Genomic DNA, 23,475 nt, shown 5'->3' with positions numbered 1-23,475 from the left:
CCTTACAGGCTGGAACGACGAACGGTGAGGTCCGAGCGTTCGAAGACGGCGGGCAGGAGTTCGACGCCGAGCCCCGGCCCTTCCATCGGCAGGACATAACCGTCCTTGATCACCGGCATGGTGTCGACGAGTTCCTTGTACCAGCCGGTGTAGAAGGCCCGCACCGATTCCTGGATCAGCGTGTTGGGCTGGCTGAAGGAGGCATGGATCGCGGCGATGAAGCCGACCGGGCCGATGCAGTCATGCGGGGCGAAGGGGCGGTGATAGGTCTCCGCCATGGCGGCGATCTTGCGCCCTTCGGTCAGCCCCCCGGTCCAGCACAGGTCGGCCATGACAATGTGCATGGCGTCGTGGTCGAGCATGTCCTTATAGGGGAAACGCGAGCCCAGCGTCTCGCTGGCGCAGACCGAAACCGTGGTCGAACGGGCGAATTCGGCCAGCGCCTGTGGCGAGTTCATCCGGATCGGATCCTCGTACCAGGTCGGGCTGTAGGGTTCGAGCGCACGGGCGATCTTGATCGCGGTCGGCAGATTCCAGAGCGAATGGAACTCGACCATGATCTCGATCTTGTCGCCTACCGCCTTGCGGATCTTCTCGAACGGCTCGATCGCCTTCCGCATCTGGTCGGGGCTGATGAAAAGCCCCTGATTTTCGATCGCGGCCGGGTCGAAGGGCCAGATCTTCATGGCCGTGATGCCGCTTTCGAGCAGGCTCTCGGCGACGGCATCGGCACGGTTCATGAAGCCGTCGAGGTCCTCATAGGGACCTGATGCATCCCCCAGATTCCAGGTCGAGACCGGCTTGATGTTCTGCGAGCGGACATATTTGTACCCCGCACAGGTATTGTAGATGCGCTGCTTGTCACGGCAGAGGCCGCCGAGCATCTGGTGCACCGGCTGGCCGCAAACCTTTCCGAAGACATCCCACAAGGCGATATCGACCGCCGAGGTCGCACGCGACTCGACGCCGGTCGAGGCCTGCGCCATCGGCAGGTTCGTCATCTCCCTGTGCAATGCCTCGATATGCAGCGGGTTCTTTCCGAGCAGCCGCATGGCGAGCGTGTCGTGCAGATGCGCCTCGACCGCCCCTGCCCCATAGAAGGTCTCGCCGAGACCGATGATGCCCGCATCGGTATGCACGCGAACCCACAGGACATTGGCGAATTCTTCGGTCCGCAACGTCTCGATGGCGGTGATCTTCACGGCCTGCCTCCCTGGCGGCTGGCGTTCTTCACCGGGTTTCTTGCCGGGGAACGCCTTGGTTGAGTGCGAAACAGGCGAGCCCGATGACAGCCTCGCCCCCTCGAAACGAGGCGACCATAGGAGTGCTTGTAAAATATCACAACATGTTTATGGTCGACACCAAGATGGATCCGTTCAACGAGTTCCACGACTGAGGAGACGGGACATGGCCAAGCGCCCAAGCCGCCCGCGGCTGGTCGCAGAGGGTGAGACGAGCGTGCCGCCACGGCGCAATCGCATCAATCTCTTCGAACTCGCCTATCACCGGATCGAGGAACTGCTCGTCAAATGCGAGCTCGCGCCCGGCCGTTTTCTCGCCATGCAGGACCTGCAGGACCTGACCGGCTTCGGCCGCACCCCGGTGCATCATGCCGTCAACCGTCTCGCCGCCGACACGCTGATCATCATCCGCCCGCGTCATGGCCTGCAAATCGCGCCGATCGACCTCGCCCGGGAACGCGTGCTGCTGCATCTGCGCCGCGACATCGAGCGCTTCGTCATCCGCCTCGCGGCAGAACGCGCCGGCCCCTCGCATCGCAACCAGATGCTGCACATGGAACGCCTGCTGCGCGAGAAGCGCGACGGGCTGACGCTTGCCGAGTTCAATTCGCTCGATCGCAGGATCGAGCAGATGGTGCTGGCCGCCGCGGGCGAGCCGTTTCTCGAACACACGCTGCGCCCGCTGCACACCATCTTCCGGCGCATCGGCTTCATCTACCACAGCTACATGGCCGAGAAGACCACGCTCGACGGCACGATCGACCACCATCTCGCCGTGCTGAACGCGATCGCGACCCGCCATGCCGAACGCGCAGTCGCGGCCTCCGACGCGCTGATCGAATTCGTCGACAGCATGTTCGACGAGATGGAGGCCCGCATCGACCCTTCTTTACTCGATTGCAGCGTCGAGCCCCTGCTCGGCGCCTGAAACGCAACAGGCCAGTGGACCCCATGCGCATCATCTTCCATGGCGAGAACGCCGCCTCCTTCAGCTCCGGCTTTGCCGAACTCGTCGGCCCCGGGGCCGAAATTCGCATTCTGCCGGACGGGCTTGGCGTCGGCGCCGACCAGCAGGCCTATGCGCAGGCGGATGTCATCATCGGCGTGAAGTTCGACGCCAGCCTGCCGGTCCCGTCCGGGCTCAAGCTCTTCCATGTGCCAGGTGCCGGCTATGACGCGGTCGACCTTGCTTTGCTTCCGCCTGTGGCCAATGTCTGCAACTGCTTCGGCCATGAACAGGCGATAGCGGAATATGTCATGAGCGCGCTGCTGGCCCGGCATATCCCCCTGGCGGATGCCGACGCGAAGCTGCGCCGCGGCGACTGGGCTTATTGGGCCGGCTCATCTGCGCGCGTCCATGGCGAGATCGCCGGCAAGACCATCGGCCTGCTCGGCTTCGGCCATATCGGCAAGGCGATCGCGCGGCGCGCCAAGGCCTTCGAGATGAAGGTCCATGTCGCCAATCGCAGCGCTGTGCCGGTCTCCGATCTCGTCGACCGCGCCTTCACGCTCGATCGGCTGGAGGAATTCTGGGGCTCGGCTGACGCCATCGTAGTCTCCGTGCCGCTGACGCCGGAAACGAATGGCCTCGTCGGCGCCGCAGCCTTCGCGGCGATGCGCCGCGACGCGCTGATCTTCAATGTCGGGCGCGGCCCGACGATCGACGAGACGGCGCTGTTCGAGGCCCTGAAGGGCAAGCGCATCGGCGGGGCGGTGATCGACACGTGGTATCGCTACCCGGGCCCGGCCTCCGCCAATCCGCTGCCCTCCGAGCTGCCTTTTCACGAGCTGCCGAACATCGTGATGACCCCGCATATGTCGGGTTGGACGAGCGGGACGATCCGGCGCCGCCAGCAGACCATCGCCGACAACATCAAGCGCAGCTTCGCCGGGGAACCCCTCGTCAATCTCGTACGGGAGGCGCGCCAGACTGCCTGAACGACCACGCCTGCTCTCCTCTCAACGAACCGGACGCCACGAAGCCGGTCGCCAATGAAGCAGATCGCAACAAGGAAACGCACCATGAGCCTGTTCAAGAATCTCAGAATGATCGGGATGCTGTTCGCGCTGGGCGCCGGCGCGCTCGCGGCCGATCATGCCTCGGCCCAGTCGGTCACGGAAATCGTCAAGCGCGGCAAGGTCCGCGTCGGCGTGCTGATCGGCGCGCCGCCCTATGGCTCCGTCGACTCGCAAGGCAATGCGATCGGCTATGATGCCGACGTCACCGCCCTGATCGGCAAGTATCTTGGCCTGCCCGTCGAGATCGTCCAGCTGACGCCGCCGGCCCGCATTCCTGCCCTCGAGGCCGGCAAGGTCGACTTCCTCGTCGCGACGCTGGCGCCGACACCGGAACGCGCCAAGGCGGTGATGTTCACCATCCCCTACAGCGCCTTCCAGACCGGCATCTACGCCAAGAAGGGCACGCCCATCAAGGATTGGGCCGACCTCAAGGGCCGCAAGGTCGGCGTCAACCGCGGCTCCAGCGTCGAGCGGGAATTCACCAATCGCGAGAAGGAGCTCAACCTCACGATCCTGCGCTTCGAGGATGACGCCACCACGATGCAGGCACTGTTCTCCGGCCAGGTCGAAGCCATCGCCGGCCCCGACGCCCAGGCGAACGCCGCGATCAAGGCGCGCGGCGAAACCGAGACCGAGCTCAAGTTCGTCTTCGGCATGCAGCCCAACTCGATGACCGTTCGCAAGGACGCCTATGAGCTGAAGCAGTGGCTCAACAACATGATCTACTACATCAAGCAGAACGGCGAACTGAACGCGATCTCCGAGAAGTGGGTCGGCGGTCCGCTGCCGCCGCTGCCAACCTTCTGATCCGTTTCGCATCGTCCCCGCTGCGCAGATCCTGCGCGGCGGGGCCTCGCGCCAGACTGACGAGGGATCATGTCGCTCCAGTTCGAATCCGTCCTCGCCGAAACCGACATCATCCTTGACGGGATCATGCTGACGATCGGCCTGTCTGCCAGCGCGATCGTGCTGGGCCTGATTTTCGCGGTGCTGCTTGTCGCGCTGCGCACGCTGGCGGGCCGCTGGGCCGGCATTGCCGTCGATTGCTATGTCGAGCTGATGCGCAACACGCCGTTCCTGGTGCAGCTCTTCATGATCTTCTTCGGCCTGCCGCTGGTCGGCATCCGCATGTCGGGCACCCAGGCCGCCCTGTTGGCCATGACGCTCAACCTTGCCGCCTATGCGACGGAGATCATCCGCGCCGGCGTCGACTCCATTCACAAATCGCAGCTCGAGGCCGGCCTGTCGCTCGCGCTCAGCAAACGCCAGGTCTTCCAGTATGTCGTGCTGCAACCGGCCTTCGCCCGGGTCTGGCCCGCGCTGTCGAGCCAGTTCGTCCTGATGATGCTGGCATCGAGCATCTGCTCCTTCATCTCGGTGCAGGAGCTCTCGGGCGCCGCGGCCATCATCGAGCAGCGGACCTTCCGCAGTTTCGAGACCTATATCATCGTCACCGTGATCTACCTCCTCCTGGCGCTGAGCCTGAAGGTCTTCCTGCTCTGGCTCGGCCAGCGGCTCTTCGCGCCGGTCTCCGGGCTCGCCCGCGTCGATGTCAAGGCGGAGGCAGCCTGATGACCACATTCGGGCTCCCCGAAGCGCTTTTCATTCTGCGCGCTGCCGGCTGGACGCTGGTTCTGACCAGCGTCGCCTTCATCCTCGGCGGGCTGATCGGCGGCATCTTCGCGATCATGCGGCTCTCGCAGGTCGCCGCGCTGCGCCGCTTCGCCGCCGGCTATATCCTGGTCATCCAGTCGATCCCGGTGTTGATGGTTCTGTTCATGAGCTATTACGGGCTCTCGGCGATGGGCGTGGAACTGCCGCCCTTCCTCGCGGCGTCCGCCTCGCTCTCGATCTATGTCTCAGCCTATCTGGCCGAGATCTGGCGCGGCTCGATCCAGTCCGTCCCCTTCCAGCAATGGGAAGCCTCGGCCTCGCTCGCGCTGACGCGCGGCCAGCAATACCGCTACATCATCCTGCCGCAGGCGATCCGCATCTCGCTTCCGCCCACCGTCGGCTTTCTCGTCCAGCTCGTGAAGAACACCTCGATCGTCTCGGTCGTCGGCTTCGTCGAACTCTCGCGTGCCGGCCAGCTCGTCAACAACGCGACCTTCCAGCCTTTCCAGATCTTCACGCTGGTCGCGCTGATCTATTTCGCGATCTGCTTCCCCTTGTCCCGGCTCAGCCGCCATCTCGAACAGGTGATGAATGCCAGCCGTCCTCATTGACGACGTCCACAAGCGCTTCGGCAACCTCGAGGTTCTCAAGGGCGTCTCCCTCACCGTTGAACCCGGGCAGGTCGTCGCCCTGATCGGCCGCTCCGGCTCGGGCAAGAGCACGCTGCTGCGCTGCATCAACGGGCTGGAGGCGATCCAGTCCGGCCGCATCGAGGTCGCCGGACATGTCGTCGACCAGGATCCGAAACACTTGCGCGAATTGCGCAAGGATGTCGGCATCGTCTTCCAGAGCTACAACCTGTTCCCGCACCTGACCGTCTCCCAGAACATCATGCTCTCGCCGCGGATCACGCAGAACGTGCCCCAGGCACAGGCCGAGACGCTGGCGCGCGAGGTGCTGGCGCAGGTCGGCCTGTCCGAGAAATTCGACAGCTATCCCGACAATCTCTCCGGGGGGCAGCAGCAACGGGTCGCCATCGCCCGTTCGCTCGCGATGCGGCCGAAGGTGATGCTGTTCGACGAGGTGACATCCGCGCTCGATCCGGAACTGACCGGCGAGGTGCTGCTGGTGATGGAAAAGCTCGCCAAGGGCGGCATGACCATGCTGCTCGTCACTCATGAGATGAACTTCGCCCGCAACGTCGCCAGCACGACGATCTTCATGCATCAGGGCAAGATCTGGGAGAGCGGGCCGTCACGGGAGCTCTTCGCCAACCCGCAGACGCCGGAGCTGCGCAATTTCGTCAGCGCAGGCGCGCATTGATCGGCCGGTCCCAGCGCCCGTCCCCATCTCTCGCGGAAGGGGCCAGGGCCGGACGATCCCTGCCGGAGGAAAAGCTCTGCTTGCGGCGGATATCCGCAGGGTCTGACGCCTCCCATCAAGCGGACCCACCAGACGCGCCACAGTCTTTCCAGTCCTCGTCCGGCGGCGGGCCCCAGTCCTTCAGGACGCAGCTATAGACGGCGCTCGCCTCAAAAGGATAGCGCGCCTCCATCTCCGGCGTCAGCGTCAGGCCGAGGCCGGGCGCAGTCGGGAGCAGGAGCCGACCGTTTTCGATCCGGCCCTGATCGCCGATCATCTCCCGGCCGAGCGGGAAATCGAGCATGGGGAATTCCACCAGCTTGCCACCACCGGCAAAGGCGGCGTGGTAATTCGCCATGATCGCGGCCGCTCCGCCCCAGGCGTGCACGACGACCTCCGTCGCGAGTTCATCTGCCGCGGCAAAGATCTCCATCACCGCGCTGATACCGCCGATCACCGAGGCGTCGGGCTGGACGAAGGCATAGGAGCCGGCACGCATGCGCTCGATCATTTCCTTCGGCGTCGTGATGATCTCGCCGCCGCAGACGGGAACGTCGATGCGCCGGCGCAGCTCGCGAAAGGCCTCGGGGCTGTCGGGGCCGACGGCCTCTTCGAGGAAGAGCATGCGCTCAGCCGTCCTGCCATGCACGGCCTCGACGAAGGCGACGACATCGTCGACGGGCTGCGGCGGATCGGCCAGATTCTGGCACATGTCGACGCCGACCCTTATGCCGCGCCTGGCCGCTTCCTCCAGCACCCAGACGGTCCGCCAGATGTCGGCCTTGAGCGAGCGGATCTTGTAGATCGCGATGCCCTTCGCGCCGAGCAAGTCGAGTTCGCGGATGAACTGGTGCCTCGCGTCGCAGCAGCCGCCGCTGCCATAGATCGGGATGGCATCGCATTGGGCGCCGCCGAGCAGTTCATGGACGGGCAGACCGAGGCTCTTGCCCCTGGCGTCCTGCAAGGCGCTCTCGAACGCGCTGATGACATGGCGCGCCGCGCCCTGGAGCGACCAGTAATCGCAGAGCGAGCGCAGGTCCCTGACCCGGCGCGGAATGTCGAAGCCATCCTTGCCCAGCATCAGCGGCGCGCAGAGATCTACGATCGATTTGAACACCAGCGGTGCGAACACGGCGATATAGCCTTCGCCGAGGCCAGTCACGCCATTGTCCAGCGTCACCTCGACCATGCCGATCGTCCGCTTCGGTCCGTTCGGGAAACAGGCCCTGATCTCGCGCTCATCGGCATCGGCATAGGGCGAACTCAGCAGGACGCAGCGAACCCCGGTAATCCTAGGCATGGCACTCCCTCGCTTCGCTACCGGTCAGGGCATGGTTAGGTTCAGCGCGCGTCCATGATCTCGGGCAGCATGCGCCGGGCGATCGGCCTCAGCCGCTCCGCCTCGGCCGCGTCGATCCAGCGATAGGGCCGGCGCAGGCGCGGCCCGACCGGCGCCCAGTTGCCGATGGCGGCGAGCAGCTTGTCGAGCGCGGCGTTGGAATAGCCGTGGTCGCGCCGGAACGGCAGAATATGCGCATCCATGAAAGCGCAGATGCGCTGCTCGATCTCGCGGGCGGCGCCGATATCGCTCAGCATCATCTCGGTCCAGGCTTGCGCGCCGCGCGGGCTGAGGCAGGCGACATTGGAGAAGGCGCCGGCTGCGACCCCGGCCTCGACACCGGTCGCAAGATGGTGGCCGGGCAGGTAAAGCGCCCATTCGTCCAGATGCGCCTGCGCTTCGGCGTACCAGTCCGCATCGCCATCGGCGAGCTTGATGCCGACGACCTGCGGCACCTGCTTCAGCACGGCCCCAAGCGTGGCCGGCGACAGGACACGCTTCGCGTGCGGCGGGTTGTAGAGCACGAGCGGGATGTCTCCCGCCATCTCGGCGGCCATCTGCAGGAAGTCCACGGCCTCGGGATCGCTGACCGGCCACCAATCAGGCAGGATCACCTGGATTCCGTCCGGAGCATGCGCGACGGCGCGGCTCAGTCGGTCAAGCGCGATGCTCGGATCAGGCTGGCAGGCGCCAATCACGAAGGGCATTTTCGCGCGGCTGCAGCGCTCGGCCAGGACGCGCTGGATCGCGTCGAATTCGGCCTCGGTCTGGTTGTGGCACTCTCCGGCCGTGCCATTCGAATAGATGCCGTCGACCCTGGCGGCGATCAGCACGTCGATCTCGTCGGCGAGCCGCGACAGATCGATCCCTCCATCCGACTCGATCGGCAGCAGCAAGGTTGCCCAATTGCCGCGCAGCGCGCCCCACCTGCCCGCCCGGTCGAGCTTTCCCGACATCGTCGTTTCCCCTCCTGCCGACTTGTTGACTTCACGGATATCCTACAAGTAGATATCGTTCAACAATCGGGCGGAAGCCGCCGGCGCTCTCGGGCGCGGCCGCTGCCACAGGATGAGGTCGAAGACCGTGACCCGGACGATCAGACCCCTGGTGAAGCCGCAATCGCTGCACGTCTCCGTGCTGGAAAGCGTCAAGGCCTATATCGACGAGAGCGGCCTGCCTCCGGGCAGCCAGCTTCCGCCGGAGAACGACCTCGCCCAGCAGCTCGGCGTCAGCCGCAACTCAGTGCGCGAGGCGGTCAAGGCGCTGGAATCGGTCGGCATCGTCGAGACCAGGCGCGGCATCGGCATCTTCGTCAGCGACTTTTCCTTCGCTCCGCTGCTCGACAACCTCGCCTTCGGCCTGCGCGGCAGGCTCGATGATTTCGAGGAGCTCCTGACCATTCGCCGCGCGCTGGAAGGCGCTCTGATCGGCAGGACGGTGCATGTGATCGGCGCCGACGACATCGCCGAGCTGCGCGCCCTCACAGCAAAGATGAAGGCCAGGGTCGATGCCGGCGAGAGCTTCCTCGAGGAGGACCGGCTCTTCCACCGCACCTTGTTCCGCTGCCAGGACAACCAGCTTCTGCTGAAGCTGCTCGACATCTTCTGGCAGGCCTTCGTCAAGGCCTCGGATTTCATCAATCTCGAAAATCGCGATCCGGTCGCAACCTGGCGCGATCACCACGAGATCGTCGAGGCCGTCGCGACACGCGACGCCGAGACGGCGCGCGAGCGCCTCGACCACCACTATCACGGCATCTCAAAAATAATCGCAGCCAACAAGGCGGCGAACTGATGGGAGGTTACGATGACCATGAGGACGTATCATAGGGCGCTGATCGGCGCCGCGTTGCTGGCCGGCACGATGATGACGCCGGCCATCGCCCAGATGAAGACGATCACCGGCGGCTTCGATGTCGGCCCCGGTGGCCTGCAGGGCAATTTCAACCCGATGACGGCGCCGGCCGGCTACACCTGGCTGAGCACCTATTTCGAGCCGCTGGTGACCTATGATGCCGGCCTGACCAAGCTCGTGCCGGCCCTGGCGACGAGCTGGGAGATCAGCGACGACAAGCTGAGCTACACGTTCAAGCTGGCGCAGGAGACCTGGCATGACGGCCAGGCCTTCACCGCCGACGACGTCAAGTTCACCATCGCGCTCAACAAGAACCCGAAGACCGCGAGCCTGCTGTCGGCGCGCCTGGCGGCCATCGACAGCGTTGAGGTCAAGGACCCGCGCACGGTCGTCGTCAGGCTCTCCAGGCCCGACAACGCGCTGATCGTCAGCCTGACCAAGATGATGATCCTGCCGGCGCATGCGCTTTCGGCGATCGCACCGGAGGACATGGCGAAGAACGTGCTCTGGTCGACGAAGCCGATCGGCACCGGCCCGTTCAAATTCGTGCGCTACGAGACCGACCGCTTCGTCGAACTGGCAGCCCATGAGAGCTATCGCGGCGGCAAGCCCAAGGTCGACCGGCTGATCAACCGCTACTTCGCCAATGCGGCCGCGGCGATCTCAGCGCTGCGGGCCGGCGAAATCCAGTTCACCTATATCGAGTCCGACGACGTCCCGACCTTCAAGGGCAACAAGGATTTCACGGTCATCGAAGGCGCCTCCTATGTCGCCAACTATATCGGCTTCAACAACCAGGTGCCGCTCTGGAACGACATCCGCGTCCGCCAGGCGGTGATGCATGCGATCGACCGCAACGCGATCATCGACAGCCTCTACAAGGGTGCCGCCAAGAAGGCCGATTGCGGCTATGTCGAAGGCAGCCTGATCCCGAAGGGGCTCGACGCCTATGCCTACGACCCGGCCAAGGCGACGCAGTTGCTCAAGGAAGCCGGCTGGGACAAGATCAACGGCACGAAGCCGATCACCTGGCTGACCTATTACAACAACCCGCTGACCGCCAATGTCATGGCCGCCGTCCAGTCCATGCTCGCCCAGGTCGGCATAAATGTCGTGCCGCGCGCCCTGGACCCCGCGGGCTATAACGCCATCGCCATGTCCCGGACGTCGAACCCGGCCGATTTCCCGCTGGTCTATGCCGGCCTGCAGAACGGCCCCGACCCCGGAACGCTCAATCTCGGGCTGAACGAGAGCCAGATCCCGCCCGTCGGCCAGAACTTCCTGCAGATCAAGATCCCCGAGCTCAATGGCGCGCTGAACGCAGCCGTCGCCGAGACCGATCAGGCCAAGGCGACGACGAAATACCAGGACGTCTGCGCCGTCATGAACAAGACCCTGCCCTGGGGCACGATGTGGGTCGCCAATCGCTATGGCGTCGCCTCGGTCAAGCTCAAGGACTTCGTCTGGACGCCGGCGCCGGGCGGCGGGCCGTTCGCGGCCACGCCGGAGAAATGGTCGATCGCGCCCTGAGCCGGCGGGAGGGCCGAAAAGGCCCTCCCTCGTCCCTTCGACGACGGACTGATCCATGCTTGGCTTCTATCTGAAACGGCTCGCCGCCGGCCTGATGATGCTGATCGCGCTCAGCATCCTGGTCTTCGTGCTGCTGCGCCTGGCCCCCGGCGACCCGGTCGACGCCTATCTGAACCCGCTCGCGCCGCTAAGCCAGACCGAGATGGACGCGCTGCGCCAACGGCTCGGCCTCGACCGGTCCTGGCCAGTACAATATCTCGCCTGGCTTGGCGCAGCGCTCGCCGGCGATCTCGGCTACTCCATCGACAGGGCCGGCGTGCGCGTGCTGCCGCTGCTGGTCGAACGCACCGGGCCGACCCTGCTGCTGATGCTGACCGGGCTTGCCATGGCGATCGTGTTCGGCATCGCGGCCGGCGTCATTGGGGCGGTCAAGCGCAACTCCGCCATCGATATCGGGCTCGGCCTGGTCGCCTTCGTCACGATCTCGACGCCGGCCTTCCTCAACGCCCTGCTCGGCCTCTATGTCTTCGCGGTTGTGCTGCCCTGGGCTCCCTCGGGCGGGATGCTGACGCCGGGCGCCCCCTTCTCGCTCTCCGATCTCCTGGCCCATCTCATCCTGCCCGCCTCGCTGCTGGCGGTCGTCTATTCCGCGCTGTTCATGCGCTACATGCGCTCCTCGATGATCGAGGTGTTGAACCAGGATTATCTGCGTACGGCGCGGGCCAAGGGCGTCGGCGAATTTGCGGTCATCGTCCGGCATGCCCTGCGCAACGCCATCCTGCCCGTCATCACCCTGATCGGCTCGACCATCGGCATCGCCATCGGCGGCGCGATCTTCATCGAAAGCGTTTTTGACTGGCCGGGCATGGGGCTCCTGATGGTCAAGGCCGTCGAGACCCGCGACTACCCCGTGATCATGGGCGCGACGCTGCTGATCGGTGCCGGCGTCATCCTGGTCAACCTTCTGACCGACCTTGCCTATGCGGTGGTCGATCCGCGCATCCAGGTGAGATAATGAACGCGGATGCGCCGATCGCCGCGAGCGCGGTCCCTCTGCGAGGCAGCAGCCGGAGCCCGCTCCAGCGCGCGCTCGGGCGCTTTCTTCGCAATCGCGCGGCGATCGCGGGACTGCTCATCCTGGCGCCCGTCCTGCTCGCCGTGCTGACCTACCCGCTCTGGTGGCGCCATGCGCCCAACAGCATCGATCTGCGGGCGCTGAACTCCGGGCCGACGGCTTCCCATTGGCTCGGCACCGACGGCGTCGGCCGCGATACGCTGGCCCGCCTGCTGCAGGGTGGGCGGATCTCGCTGCTGATCGCCTCGGTCTCGGTCGCGATCTCGCTTTGCGTCGGCTTCGTCGTCGGCGCGGTTGCGGCGTTCGGCGGGCGGGCCCTCGACGGCGTGATCATGCGCCTTGTCGATCTCGCGATGACTCTGCCGCCGGTCATCCTGCTTCTGGTGCTCGCCTCGATCACCGGCACGGGCATCCTGCCGACGATCTTCGTGATCTCCCTGCTCTCCTGGCCGGTGCTCTCGCGCATGGTGCGGGCGCGCCTGCTCGAGCTGCGCGAACGCGATTTCGTCGTCGCCTCGCGCGGCTTCGGGGCCGGTCTCGGGCACCTGCTCTGGCGCCATGCCCTGCCGAACTCGCTCGATATCCTCGTGGTCTACGCCACCGTGCAGGTCGCCAATGCGATCCTGCTCGAAGCCGGCCTCTCCTTTCTCGGCATGGGCATCGTCCCGCCCGAAGCGAGCTGGGGCAACATGCTGAGGGCCGCGCGCTCGACCGTCGTGCTGGAACTGCACCCCTGGCAGTGGATGCCGGCAGGCGCCGCGCTGGTCGCCACCGTACTCGCCATCAATTTCATCGGAGACGGGCTTCGCGACGCCTTCGATCCCCGCGCCGACATCACCTGATCAACGCAGAGAAAGTTTCGGTCCATGGCACGTTTCCACGGTGTGGTTCCCCCGGTCGTCACCCCGCTGACGCGAGATTTCCGGGTCGATTACCCCTCCTTCACCCGGGTGATCGAGCATCTACTCGAGGGTGGCGTCGACGGGCTCTTCGTGCTCGGATCGACCAGCGAGGTCGTCTTCCACGGCGATGACGAGCGCCGCAGGATCATCGAGCATGCCGTGAAGATCAATAACGGCCGCGTCCCGATCTTTGCCGGGGCGATCGACCCGACGACCGACCGCGTCATCCAGCACGCCAGGGCGGCTCAATCGGCCGGCGCCGATGCGCTGGTCGTGACCGCCCCCTTCTACACCCGCACCAACCAGGCCGAGACGATCGACCATTTCCGCTATGTGCGCGAGGCGGTCGACTGCCCGGTGATCGCCTACGACATTCCCGTCTGCGTCCATATCAAGCTGGAGCGCGCGACGACCGTCACACTCGCCCGCGAAGGCACCGTGGCCGGCCTGAAGGATTCCAGCGGCGATGACGGCAATTTCCGTTTCGTCCGGCAGGATCTCGCCGACATGCCGGATTTCTTCGCGATGACGGGCTCCGAGATCGTTGTCGACAACGCCGCGCTGATGGGCGCCCAGGGCGTGGTCCCCGGTCTCGCCAATGTCGACCCCAAAGGCTACGTCAAGCTCTGGCGGCTCACTCAGGCAGGCCAATGGGACGAGGCCCGCAAGGAGCAGGAACGGCTCTGCCGCCTGTTCGAGATGGTCTGGATCTCGCTCGGCCGGACCAGCGCCGGCTCGGCCGGCGTCGGCGCGTTCAAGACGGCGATGCAGCTTCTCGGCATCATCGACACCAACACGATGGCCCGCCCGCAACGCTCCCTCAACGCCGAGGAAGCGGCGGCGATCAAGGTCATCCTCAGCGAGACCGGCCTTCTCGGCTGATCCGAGGACGGTCGCAGCTCTCCCCAGGAATGCGGCTGCGGCAGCAACCGCGTTACATCATCGGACAGGAAATCGTATCCGATCCGATGATGTGATCCTTTGTGTTTGCATCGGCTTTTCCGAAAAAGCGCAATCCACTTTTGGGGCTGATGCTTTAGCCCCCTTCCGTTGCGGCCCCGCTTTCCCGGATCGCCGCGCCCTGCTGCGCATTCTCCCGCTGCAGCAAGCGCTGATAGGCGAGCCCGATGCCGACCAGGCTGGCGCCGAGGCCGATGAAGGAGAGCGCCCGCAACAGGCCTTCCAGCCCGGACATGTCGACCAGAAAGGCCTTGCAGATCGCGATGGTGACGACCGCAAGCGAGGCCAGACGCAGATCCTTCGATTGCAAGCGGAAGCCGAGCGCCAGCAGCGCGACGCCATAGAGCAGGATCGCCGCCGAATAGGCGTAGAGTTCGGTCGCACCGATGCCGTCGGCCAGGAGATCGGGGCCGACGAACCAGCGCCGCACCTCGATCAGCACATAGGCGAGCGCCCCGATGATCGCCGTGCCGCCGAAGATCCGTCGCGGCAGGGCCGCCGCAACGAATTCGCGCGTCCAGCGCGCCGCAGCGAAAGCAAGCAGCGCGGGCATGAGATAACCGACCAGGGCATTGTCGAGGATGAACAGGCCCGCCAACGGAACCTCGCTCAGCAGCGGATTGGCGACGACGCCCGAGAGAACCGCGAAGACGGCGCAGGAGGCGATCGCCGCGCTCTCCGGGCGCAAGGGGACAGCGCGGCCCTGGATCGTCACCGTGCCGGCGATCATCGCCGCAATGGCCATGATGAAAGCGATCGCGGCGTAGCAGCCGGCCTCGGCCAGCGTGACCGGCTCGCCTGAGACCAGCAGCGGACCATGGAAGCCGTGGCGCAGCAGCAGGAAGGCGCAGAGCGCCGTGCCCGCCCATGCCGTCCACGCGAAGGCCCGGCTGATTCTGGGCCGCGCATCGCGCAACCAGAAGGCTGCGCCGGCAAAGGCGAGCACAACCGCGCCATAGCCCCAGAGGATGCGGTTGAAGATGATGGGGCCGGAGACGCCGCTCTGGTCGAACAGCGGATTGCGGACGATGCCGAGCGCCAGGGCAGCCCAGCCGACGGCGGCGAAAGCGAGCACGCGCAGGACCCAACGGGTGACGCGGTTCTGCGCCGCCTCGTGCCAGATGCGCGCGGCTGCAGTGAGGGCGAGCAACGTGATCGTCACGATGACTGCCTCGATGAAGCCGACCGTTTCGACCGAGCGCGGCGCCAGTTCCGGGCCGGCAAAACCCTGCCGGACGATCAGGACGGCGCCAAGCGAGACCAGCACCGCTGCGCAGGCGGTCAGGCATTCGCCGATGCGCGAGCGCGCCTGCCCGCGATCGAGCCGGAAGCCGAGCAGGCCGAGCGCGCCGCCGGCAAGGACATAGAAAAGGAGCCGGTTGAAGATCGGAGGCCCGAGCACCGCCGTGCCGTCGAAGAGCGGATTGAGCAGGCCGCAGAGCCCAGCGAGGCTGAGCAGAAGCAGGAGGGCCGCCGTGATATCGGCCGCCGGCCGCAAGACGCGCCCGCCCAGGCGGCGCGCCAGGACCTGCAGTCCAGTGCCGATCAGGCCGAGCGCCACGACATGGGCGACAGCCTCCTCGAACAGGCGGTTTCGCGGCAGGCCGGAATAATGGCCGGCGATCAGCCTGATGTCCGGGACGAGCTCGGGGCCGGCAAAGAACTGCCGGATCTCGAGCAGGATGAAGGCCGCGCCGAAGAAGGCCGCCAGGGCCTCAAAGACGCTGCGCGGCCGGTCCTGCTTGCCACGCAGCGCCAGCGCGCCGATCGCAAAGCACAGGGCCGGCCCGGCATAGGCCGGGATGACCCAGTTGACGAGCGGCCAGGAGCCCATGTCGGAGACGATCGGCTGCCAGACCAGGCGCGCGAGCGCCGCTGTCGCCAGGGCGGCAGACATGCTGCGCAGAAGCGGGATCGGCCGCAGGCTGGCGATGATCGCGACGCCGGCCGCCGCGACCGCAAGCCCGACGACGAGCCAGGTCTCGCGCAGGGCAAAGGCGACGGCGAGGCCAAGTGCGATCGCGCCGCCGGCGGCATAGGCGGCCGAGCCGATCAATGCCAGCGGGTTTGTCCGGGAGCGCGTGCTGCGCCGCTCGACCGGCAGCAGCAATTCGGAGGCGGCGAACAGGGCGGCAGCAAGCAGAAGCGAGAGCGCCGCAAAGCCCGTCGAGCGCTCGAAACCGTTGCTCCGGAGCGCCGTCGCCAGCAGCAGGCAGATCGGCCCGAGCGCGGAGGCGAAGCCGAGGCAGCCGCGGATGATGAAGCCGCCGGCGCCGGCGCCCTTGCGCAGGAGCAGTGCGTAAAAGGGCAAGCCGCCCACGATCAGGGCGAGTAGCGCCGCCGTCCACCGGATGCCCGGCCCGGCATTGCCGGTGATGCTCAGCCTGACGATGTCGAGGACGATGTCCGGCGAGAGCCCGAAGGCGCCCTGCACGTTGGGCCAGAGCAGAACCATGCCGGAAGCGGCGGCCGCGGCGAGCGGCGCCAGCGGGGCAAGATCGCCGTACCGGACGGCTGAGATGCTGGCGACCAGCACGGTCGTCAGGATGGCGAGATGCAGCATGACGGGCCCGCCATCGGCAGTCCACAGCACCCCGGACAGGACCAGCGGCGTGGCGATCGCGGCAAGGCCGATGCCGTCGAAGCCGGCGACCGGCCAGGCGCTTCTGGCTGTGCCGCCCTTCAGTTTCGGCCATTCCTTCAGAAGCACGAGCGCCAGCACAGCCCCGACGACGAGCAGGAGGGATGACCAGGTCGGGCTCTCCCCGGACAGCCCGATCAGGGCTGTCCAGATGCCATGGCCGGCGATGGCGCCAAGCGTCACCACGCGGCTCGGCTGCCACGCATGGATGAGAAAGGCGACGGCCGTGACGAGGGCGAGGAACACGGATAGCGCCGGAAAGTTCGGCGCGCTGCTCGCGACCAGCAGCGGCGTCGCGTAGGAACCGACCAGGCCGAACAGGCCGAGTACCGGGCCGTGGAGCAAGGACGCGGCGAGCGCCGCGAGCCCGATCAGTCCCATCAGCGTGAAAGCCAGGGCCGGCCCGATGAAGCCGTGGATCGCATGGGCCGCGTAGACGACGCCGAAGCCGCTGAGCACGCTGACGCCGGCGAGAACCGCAGGGATATTGGCCCCGCCGAGCCGGCCGAGCGCGCCCGGCCTCTCGCCGAGATGGGCAAGTCGATCGCTCCGCCTGAGACACTCGCTGGCCACGGCTGCAATGAGGGAGAAGGCTGCGCCCATCAGCAGCCGCATGCCGGGGCCGAAGACGCCGGCCTCGATGGAATAGCGGACCAGGAAGAGCCCGCCGAAGGCGAGCGCAATGCCGCCGACCCAGACGGCCCAGCGCGAACCGATGGCCTCCTCGAAATCGCGGCGGGGCGCGGATGGCACAGGTTCAGGCGTTGCAAAGGCATCGAGCGACGGCGGGGCCTCGGCCTCCGCGTCCCGCGCCAGCTCCGTCATCGCGGCGGCCTGTTCCAGCGCCAGCGCGTCGGCTGCGAATGCGTCGGCAGGCTGCGGGGCGGCGAGCATGGGATCCGCCGCGGTCTCCAGTGGCGTCGGCGGCACGGCCTCGGCCGTGAAGGTTGGATCCTCTGCCGGGGCAAGCTCGCGATGCAGCCATTCCGCAGGGACGGCCTCGTCCTCTGCCTCGGCCTCCGCCTGACCGGTTTCGCCGTGGGCTTCGCGGAGCGTGGAGAGGGCAAGCCGGAGCTGGTCGATCTCTTCCTGCTGCTTTGCGACCAGGGCCAGCGCGCGATTGGCGCGCGAGAGGGAGGAGAAGGCGGCCCAGGGAATGGCGATGAGGAAGCCAATGACGGCAAGGCCGAGAATCACCAGAGCTTCCAAGGCAGGCCCTCAACCTAAAGTCGTTCGCCCCCGACACTTAGGGCACCGGGCCGGGAATTGTCTAATCTTCGGCGGTTAACCTGCCAGCCGGCCAGGCTCGCCCTCCAGATCGACCGCCATGTCAGCATTCCGAGTGCCACGCCGATCACGAATCCCACGGTGCTGGCAGCGAACCCGCCCCCTCCCTGCAGCCAAGGCCCGGACATGAAAGGCCCGCCATTCCCTTCGAAACGGCGGGCCACGATCGGCAAGGCAGACAGGGAAATTCCCCCTGGTGGATGATCAGGCCTGGCCGGGCCATGCGTGTCCGGACAGGCTTTGGATCACCAGCGTTCGTAATATCCGGGACGGGGGCCATAACCAGGGCGCGGGCCGTAGCCGGGGCGCGGGCCATAGCCGGGGCCATAACCAGGGCGTGGTCCATAGCCAGGCCGCGGGCCGTAGCCAGGGCGCGGCCCGTAGCCGGGGCGCGGGCCATATCCGCCGCGACCATAGCGCTGCTGGCGATTGGCTTCCTGCATCATCATCAACCGGCGCTCCTTGGCGGCGGTCATGCTGTATTCGGCCGGCTGCCGGTCGAGGCCGGCGGCCAGGCCAGCGGGCAAAGCTTCGGCACTGGCGGGCGTGGGAGAGGCAACGGCTGCACCTGCGATCGCGATCGCACCCAGCACGCTCGCAAGGAAGGTCTTTCGGTTCATCTCGGATCCAATCTTCAAGGCCGCGTCGCGGCAAAACACAACAACTCCGCATTGCGGGGGAATCATAGCAACACGGTTGTAACTGATTTGTTCCCGCGCTGGACGCATGCGGGGCGCACCGCCTTTGTCTTGTGCGATGCAGCATAAATGGTCATATAGGGACTGCCTAAGCACCCTCCCTCACAATCTGAAAGGAGAGATTCGATGCTGGACAGGCACGTTTCCGACTGCACAGTCGAGACAGAACGCGAGCCCCAAGAGGACCACGAGGAGCAGCAGGACGAGACGGATTTCTCGCCCCGCGCCTATCAGGAAGGCTTCTGGAGCTAGACCGAAACAAGGACGTTACAGAGAGATCGGCGGCGGGCGGCCATTGGGCTCAGCCTGCCGCCCGCGAGGGCCGAAACGCCCATGCTGCGCCTGCACAAAGCAGCAGGGCCAGCCCGGCACCGAAGGCGGCAGCGCCGTTCAGCCCGGCGACAAAACTACTTCGGCAGCGTATCGGCTGGAACCAGCCCAGTCATATTCAGGCGATGCAGCCCGACAGGCCCCCGACCGCACGCAAGACAAGCCCTGCGTCGTCGTCCCAAGGCCGGTACCGCTTCTGGTCCGGATCGCTGCGGCTCACTGGTGTGGGCGGTCACCCCTGGCGATCATGAGATGATGTTCCTGATGATGCATGCCCCGCGTCATGACGCCCAGGAAACCCAGTCCCTTGAGCTTGGCTGCATCCTTGGCGGGAACGCGCACCGTGATGGTCGCCCCGTTCTCGATAGGCGCCGCCTCGAAGCGCCAACCCTCCCGGTCATTCATCGTGGCGGCGTGCGCGAGCACCATGCGTCGCACGGCATCTCGCACGGGCGGAGTTCCGGTGACGGTAAACCGCCTCCCCCCTTCGACCGCCTCGGCCTTGACCTCGGACGACAATGTCACGGCGCTCATGTCGGCAAGGTGCTGCCGCAGCGCTTCGATGTCAACCTTGGACCAATCGGTCCTGGGGTCCTGTTCCAGGATTTCGACGATCTCCTGAATCGCGGCGAACGCCCCCTGCCCCGGTTGCGTCGGACGCAGGCCAGGCCCACCGGAGTCTTGCGTCATCGGCTGGCTCGCAGCAGGGGTTGCTCCGCCGCCGTGATGGCCGGAATGCGTTTGCGCCAGCACGGCTGCGGGAAGCAGGCAGGCGAGGAAAGCAATGGAGCGGATCATGCTGGTCTCCTTGTGTGGAATACGCTTGCCATGCCGCCAAGACGCTGAACATGATAGCGATCATGCCCGAACCAGCAATTGCGCTCCTGAAGGGGCTTTCCACGCAGACATGCGAATTTTGCGCGGGGGACGCCGTTTTCCATCGCGGTGACCCCGTCCGGCTGGTTCATGTCGTCCATTCCGGCTGCCTCCATCTCATCCGGCACCAGGATGATGGGGCCGCGCTGATCCTTCAGCGAGCGCTGCCTGGGGCCATTCTGGCCGAAGCCTCGCTCTATTCCGAGCAATATCATTGTGACGGGCGCGCCGAGACCGCGGCTGTCACGCAGGCGGTCTCGCGGCGCGATCTGAAGCAGGCCCTGGCGCATGATCCGGTGCTTGCCGAAACCTGGGCCAGCCATCTCGCTCATGAAGTGCAGCGGGCACGACTGCATGCCGAGATAGCCTCCCTGAAGACGGTCAAGGCCAGGCTCGACGCATGGATCGCCTGGAACGGCCCTCTGCCGGCCAAGGGAGGTTGGCGCCATATCGCGACCGAGATCGGGGTGTCGCCAGAGGCGCTGTATCGGGAAATTGCGCGGGCGCGCGCTGCGCGAAGGTGACAGGCAGCGGAGCTCCAGGGCCCCGATCGCCGGAAACGGCTCCCATTCACGCCTGTCGATAGGGGCAACCGAGGGTTGCCGCTCCGCACCGCCCGGGCCGCGTCCTGGCGACGGGACCGAAGGGCGCTCAGCCGGCTGTCGGCTTCAGGCCGGGGAGTTGCACCTGGACCTCGAGGCCATCCGCCTGTCCCGGGGCGGGCGAGCAGAAGGCGAGCTCGCCGCCGACACCGCGCATGATCGTCTGCACGATCGAGAGGCCGAGCCCCGAACCGTCGGCCATCGTCGTGCCGCGCGTGAAGCGGTGCGTCATGCCGTCGAGGACCTCCTGCGACAGCACCGGCCCGGCGCTGGTCACACTGAAACTCCCGTCCTGCGTCAAGCTCACCCGCACCACCCGGGTCGGGGAGCCATGTTTCAGCGCATTCTCGATCAGGTTGCGCGCGAGGATCGCAAAGGCGTCGATGTCGAGGGTCGAGACGAACCGCTCCTCTGCCGGCAGCGAGAGCTCGACCCTGCCCTGGTCCTCAAGGTCATGCAGAACGAGAGCGAGCACGGGCACGAGGTCCTGGGGCACTTCCGAAAGCAACCCGCCCCCCTCGGCCTTGGCGAGCTGGAGCAACTTCTCGGACAGGCGCGCCAGCCGTTGCAGCGCCGTCTCGATCTCCTTCGTGCGGGCGCGGGCCGGCCCCTCCGGAAGCTCGGCCCTGAGGCGCTGGGTCTGCGCGAGGGCGGCAGCGACCGGCGTGCGCAATTCATGGGCGCTGTTGGCGGTGAAGCTGCGCTCGGCATCCAGCGCCCGCCGCATCCGCGCCATCAGCGCATTCACGGCCTCTGCCACCGGTGCGATCTCCGAGGGCAGTGCCGCGACCGCGACCGGCGCCAGATGACCATCGCCGCGCGCCTCGATCTCGCGCCTGAAGGCCACGACCGGCCGCAGGGAGAAGGCGACCAGCGCCCAGGTTCCGGCGATGCCGAGAGGCAGAAGCAGCAGCAGCGGCCAGGCCAGCACCTTGATGGCGTCGCGCACCGCGTTCTGGCGGTGGCCCGGTCGCTCGGCGGCGGTGACGACAAGTGTGCCGCTGACGGCGACCTCCGTGTAGAGACGCGAACTCGGTCCGTCGCTGAAGCCATGCGCGGGGTTCGGCGGAAACTGCGCCGGGTCTGCGTCATGCGACTGCAGCAGGCTCCGCCCGGCCGCATCGCGCACGACATAGGTGATGTATTCGCGATGTGCGCCGACCGATGCGATCTGCTGGGGCCCGGGCTCTGCATCCGCATCGCGGTTGAGAACCTCGGTATAGGCGAGCGGCAGCACGCGCTGGACCACCTCCTGCAAGGCACTGTCGAAGACCTCGTCGATCTCATGGCGCAGGAGCAAGCCGGCGCCCAGCGTTGCCAGGAGCCACAGCGCCATGACGCCGCCGGTCAGGGACAAGGCGAGCCGGCGTTGCAGGCTGCCCCTGGGCGGCAACGCGAATCTCGTCATGGCCTCGCCTTGCCCGATCCTGCGACGGCTGTCGCACCGAGACGATAGCCCATGCCACGCACGGTCTCGATCACATGGGCGCCGAGCTTCTTGCGCAGACGCCCGACATAGACCTCGATCGTGTTGCTCTCGACCTCGGAATCGAAGGCGTAGAGCCGCTCTTCGAGCAGCGCCTTGGAGCAAAGCATGGCCGGGCGCTGGAGGAAGGCGTCGAACAGGGCCCATTCGCGCGCGGTCAGGGCGATGCTGCGGCCATCCCTGGCGATGGTGCGCGCCGCAAGATCGAGCGTCAGATCTCCGATCCGCAGCAGGGGATTGGGATTGCCGCCATAGCGGCGCGCCACGGCGCTAAGGCGTGCGGAGAGCTCCGCCAGATCGAACGGCTTGACGAGATAATCGTCCGCCCCGGCGTTCAGCCCCGCGATCCGATCGGAGACCTGGTCGCGCGCGGTCAGGACGATCACCGGGGTCGCGTCGCCGGCCTGCCGTCTGGCGCGGAGCAGGTCGAGCCCACGCCCGTCCGGCAGCATCAGGTCGAGAAGGATCAGGTCGTAGCTCGCAAGCCGGATGAACTCCGTGGCATCCGCAATCCGGCTCGCCCAATCCACGCCATGTCCGTCGGCTGCGACCTGGTCGCGCACCGCTGGACCCAGGATCGGATCGTCCTCGACGAGAAGCACACGCATGCCGGGTTCCGCAGCCTCCGGGGACCATTCGCCCGTCTATGGCACAAACCTGACAGCGGGCTGAACGCAATCGCATCCGCCGTTCAGGTGGGTGTCAGCTTGGCGTGATGGAAGGGGCCATCGGCCCAACCCGTGGAGGACAGGTTTCATGAAGCGCGCCCTGCCAGCCGCCGCACTCGGCCTCCTCTTCGGGGTGACGGCTCCCGCTTACGCCGGCCAACGCTGCCTTGCTCCGATGACGGAGTGGAAGCCGCGCGAGGCACTGGTCGAAAAGCTCCGGGCCGAAGGCTGGACCACCATGCGGATCAAGACCGACCACGGCTGTTACAAGGTCCGCGCGGCCGACGAAGCCGGCCGCCGCATCAAGGCGAAATTCGATCCTGAAACGCTCGAACGCGTCACGCGGGATGGCGACGACGACTGACCAGCCGTCAGGCCCCCTCTCCAGCCCCTGCTCTCAGTTTCAGCTCCTGCCATGAGGATTTCCCGATGCCGACACGCCGATACGACAGGTTCACCATCAGCCTTCACTGGGTCATCGCGCTCGCCGTCGTCGCGGCCTACGGAATAGGGCTCGTGCGCGACGAATTCCCGAAGGGCGACCGCCCGTGGCTGCTCACGCTCCATATGTCGATTGGTCTTCTCGTGATCGCATTGACGGTGGTGCGCATCGGCTGGCGCAGCATGACGCCCGCACCCGAGGCGCTGCCGGCCGCGCCGATGGTGGAACTGGCTGCGAAGATCGCACATCTCGGTCTTTACGCGGCGATGCTGGCGATCCCCCTGATCGGGCTCTTCGCGGCCTGGATGAGGGGCCGTCCCGTCGACTTCTTCTGGCTCGCCACCATTCCATCGCCGGTCGCGCTCGACACCGCTCTGGCAAAGACTCTCAAGGACGCGCATGTCGTGGCCGCCCATCTCTTCATGGTGCTGGCTGGCGTCCATGCGCTGGCAGCGATTGCCCATCACCTCGTCCTGAAGGATGCAACGCTCTCGCGTATGCTGCCCCTGGTCACGCCCCGCGGTTCGCGCTTCGACTGAGCGGCCCGGC

Annotated in this window: 23 protein-coding genes; 15 read left to right on the top strand and 8 right to left on the bottom strand. The window is 66.4% G+C overall.

What is annotated here, in order from left to right; translation table 11 throughout:
• Positions 1-2: 2 nt before the first annotated feature.
• On the bottom strand, positions 3-1,202 hold the full coding sequence (locus AC1DW9_RS09570; RefSeq protein ID WP_476775803.1) for a mandelate racemase/muconate lactonizing enzyme family protein: 1,200 nt from the start codon (positions 1,200-1,202) through the stop codon (positions 3-5).
• Positions 1,203-1,407: 205 nt separating this feature from the next.
• Here AC1DW9_RS09570 and AC1DW9_RS09565 point away from each other — a divergent pair, with 205 nt between their 5' ends.
• The 6 genes from AC1DW9_RS09565 (at position 1,408) to AC1DW9_RS09540 (ending at position 6,197) form a co-directional block, all read left to right on the top strand.
• Positions 1,408-2,169 carry a GntR family transcriptional regulator gene (locus AC1DW9_RS09565; protein WP_476775802.1) on the top strand — a complete coding sequence of 254 codons (762 nt, stop codon included), beginning with the start codon at positions 1,408-1,410 and terminating at the stop codon, positions 2,167-2,169.
• A gap of 23 nt (positions 2,170-2,192) precedes the next feature.
• A complete protein-coding gene (locus AC1DW9_RS09560; protein ID WP_476775801.1) occupies positions 2,193-3,179 on the top strand; it encodes a 2-hydroxyacid dehydrogenase in 987 nt (328 codons plus the stop codon).
• Positions 3,180-3,263: 84 nt separating this feature from the next.
• The gene (locus AC1DW9_RS09555) at positions 3,264-4,067 is read left to right on the top strand and encodes a transporter substrate-binding domain-containing protein (protein ID WP_441488517.1); all 804 of its coding nucleotides are present in this window, start codon (positions 3,264-3,266) and stop codon (positions 4,065-4,067) included.
• Positions 4,068-4,136: 69 nt separating this feature from the next.
• Entirely contained in the window at positions 4,137-4,832 is a 696-nt protein-coding gene (locus tag AC1DW9_RS09550; RefSeq protein ID WP_113516339.1) for an amino acid ABC transporter permease, read from the top strand.
• On the top strand, positions 4,832-5,485 hold the full coding sequence (locus AC1DW9_RS09545) for an amino acid ABC transporter permease (RefSeq protein ID WP_476775800.1): 654 nt from the start codon (positions 4,832-4,834) through the stop codon (positions 5,483-5,485). Before AC1DW9_RS09550 ends, AC1DW9_RS09545 begins: the two co-directional genes overlap by 1 nt.
• On the top strand, positions 5,466-6,197 hold the full coding sequence (locus AC1DW9_RS09540) for an amino acid ABC transporter ATP-binding protein (protein WP_476775799.1): 732 nt from the start codon (positions 5,466-5,468) through the stop codon (positions 6,195-6,197). The genes AC1DW9_RS09545 and AC1DW9_RS09540 overlap by 20 nt, the downstream gene beginning before the upstream one ends.
• Positions 6,198-6,312: 115 nt before the next feature.
• On the opposite strand, the gene AC1DW9_RS09535 is transcribed toward AC1DW9_RS09540, so the two are convergent.
• Positions 6,313-7,536 carry a mandelate racemase/muconate lactonizing enzyme family protein gene (locus AC1DW9_RS09535; RefSeq protein ID WP_441504614.1) on the bottom strand — a complete coding sequence of 408 codons (1,224 nt, stop codon included), beginning with the start codon at positions 7,534-7,536 and terminating at the stop codon, positions 6,313-6,315.
• 41 nt (positions 7,537-7,577) lie between these two features.
• Entirely contained in the window at positions 7,578-8,531 is a 954-nt protein-coding gene (locus tag AC1DW9_RS09530) for a dihydrodipicolinate synthase family protein (RefSeq protein ID WP_476775798.1), read from the bottom strand.
• A 127-nt stretch (positions 8,532-8,658) separates the two neighbouring features.
• Here AC1DW9_RS09530 and AC1DW9_RS09525 point away from each other — a divergent pair, with 127 nt between their 5' ends.
• From AC1DW9_RS09525 to AC1DW9_RS09505, 5 genes are read left to right on the top strand one after another with little or no spacing between them, the layout of a single operon-like run.
• A complete protein-coding gene (locus AC1DW9_RS09525) occupies positions 8,659-9,369 on the top strand; it encodes a FadR/GntR family transcriptional regulator (protein ID WP_476775797.1) in 711 nt (236 codons plus the stop codon).
• A 12-nt stretch (positions 9,370-9,381) separates the two neighbouring features.
• Positions 9,382-10,959 carry an ABC transporter substrate-binding protein gene (locus tag AC1DW9_RS09520; protein WP_476775796.1) on the top strand — a complete coding sequence of 526 codons (1,578 nt, stop codon included), beginning with the start codon at positions 9,382-9,384 and terminating at the stop codon, positions 10,957-10,959.
• 55 nt (positions 10,960-11,014) lie between these two features.
• Entirely contained in the window at positions 11,015-11,974 is a 960-nt protein-coding gene (locus AC1DW9_RS09515) for an ABC transporter permease (protein ID WP_476775795.1), read from the top strand.
• Positions 11,974-12,876: an ABC transporter permease gene (locus AC1DW9_RS09510; RefSeq protein WP_441488525.1), complete on the top strand. Its 903-nt coding sequence runs from the start codon at positions 11,974-11,976 to the stop codon at positions 12,874-12,876. The genes AC1DW9_RS09515 and AC1DW9_RS09510 overlap by 1 nt, the downstream gene beginning before the upstream one ends.
• A gap of 24 nt (positions 12,877-12,900) precedes the next feature.
• Positions 12,901-13,818, top strand: a complete 918-nt coding sequence (locus tag AC1DW9_RS09505; RefSeq protein ID WP_476775794.1) for a dihydrodipicolinate synthase family protein — start codon at positions 12,901-12,903, stop codon at positions 13,816-13,818.
• Positions 13,819-13,972: 154 nt separating this feature from the next.
• On the opposite strand, the gene AC1DW9_RS09500 is transcribed toward AC1DW9_RS09505, so the two are convergent.
• Both AC1DW9_RS09500 and AC1DW9_RS09495 read right to left on the bottom strand, forming a co-directional pair.
• Positions 13,973-17,746, bottom strand: coding sequence for a DUF2339 domain-containing protein (locus tag AC1DW9_RS09500; RefSeq protein ID WP_476775793.1), 3,774 nt, complete (start codon positions 17,744-17,746; stop codon positions 13,973-13,975).
• A 323-nt stretch (positions 17,747-18,069) separates the two neighbouring features.
• Positions 18,070-18,444 carry a hypothetical protein gene (locus AC1DW9_RS09495; protein ID WP_441504622.1) on the bottom strand — a complete coding sequence of 125 codons (375 nt, stop codon included), beginning with the start codon at positions 18,442-18,444 and terminating at the stop codon, positions 18,070-18,072.
• Between the two features lie 204 nt (positions 18,445-18,648).
• Here AC1DW9_RS09495 and AC1DW9_RS09490 point away from each other — a divergent pair, with 204 nt between their 5' ends.
• Entirely contained in the window at positions 18,649-18,774 is a 126-nt protein-coding gene (locus AC1DW9_RS09490; RefSeq protein WP_441504623.1) for a hypothetical protein, read from the top strand.
• 294 nt (positions 18,775-19,068) lie between these two features.
• Here the strand turns inward: AC1DW9_RS09490 and AC1DW9_RS09485 are convergent, their stop codons facing one another.
• On the bottom strand, positions 19,069-19,650 hold the full coding sequence (locus AC1DW9_RS09485; RefSeq protein WP_441504624.1) for a hypothetical protein: 582 nt from the start codon (positions 19,648-19,650) through the stop codon (positions 19,069-19,071).
• A gap of 62 nt (positions 19,651-19,712) precedes the next feature.
• Between AC1DW9_RS09485 and AC1DW9_RS09480 the strand changes: the two genes are divergently transcribed.
• Positions 19,713-20,252, top strand: a complete 540-nt coding sequence (locus AC1DW9_RS09480; RefSeq protein WP_441504625.1) for a Crp/Fnr family transcriptional regulator — start codon at positions 19,713-19,715, stop codon at positions 20,250-20,252.
• 127 nt (positions 20,253-20,379) lie between these two features.
• Here the strand turns inward: AC1DW9_RS09480 and AC1DW9_RS09475 are convergent, their stop codons facing one another.
• Positions 20,380-21,738, bottom strand: a complete 1,359-nt coding sequence (locus tag AC1DW9_RS09475; RefSeq protein ID WP_476775792.1) for a sensor histidine kinase — start codon at positions 21,736-21,738, stop codon at positions 20,380-20,382.
• Positions 21,735-22,424, bottom strand: a complete 690-nt coding sequence (locus AC1DW9_RS09470; protein ID WP_441504627.1) for a response regulator — start codon at positions 22,422-22,424, stop codon at positions 21,735-21,737. The genes AC1DW9_RS09475 and AC1DW9_RS09470 overlap by 4 nt, the downstream gene beginning before the upstream one ends.
• A 148-nt stretch (positions 22,425-22,572) precedes the next feature.
• On the opposite strand from AC1DW9_RS09470, the gene AC1DW9_RS09465 reads away from it, so the two are divergent.
• Entirely contained in the window at positions 22,573-22,848 is a 276-nt protein-coding gene (locus tag AC1DW9_RS09465; protein ID WP_441504628.1) for a PepSY domain-containing protein, read from the top strand.
• A 65-nt stretch (positions 22,849-22,913) separates the two neighbouring features.
• Positions 22,914-23,465 (top strand): cytochrome b, encoded by a 552-nt coding sequence (locus AC1DW9_RS09460; protein WP_441504629.1) that lies wholly within the window; start codon positions 22,914-22,916, stop codon positions 23,463-23,465.
• Positions 23,466-23,475 lie beyond the last annotated feature (10 nt).

The sequence above is a fragment of the Allobosea sp. P4_E12 genome (assembly GCF_056401655.1).
This window is presented reverse-complemented; position numbering and strand designations above follow the sequence as displayed.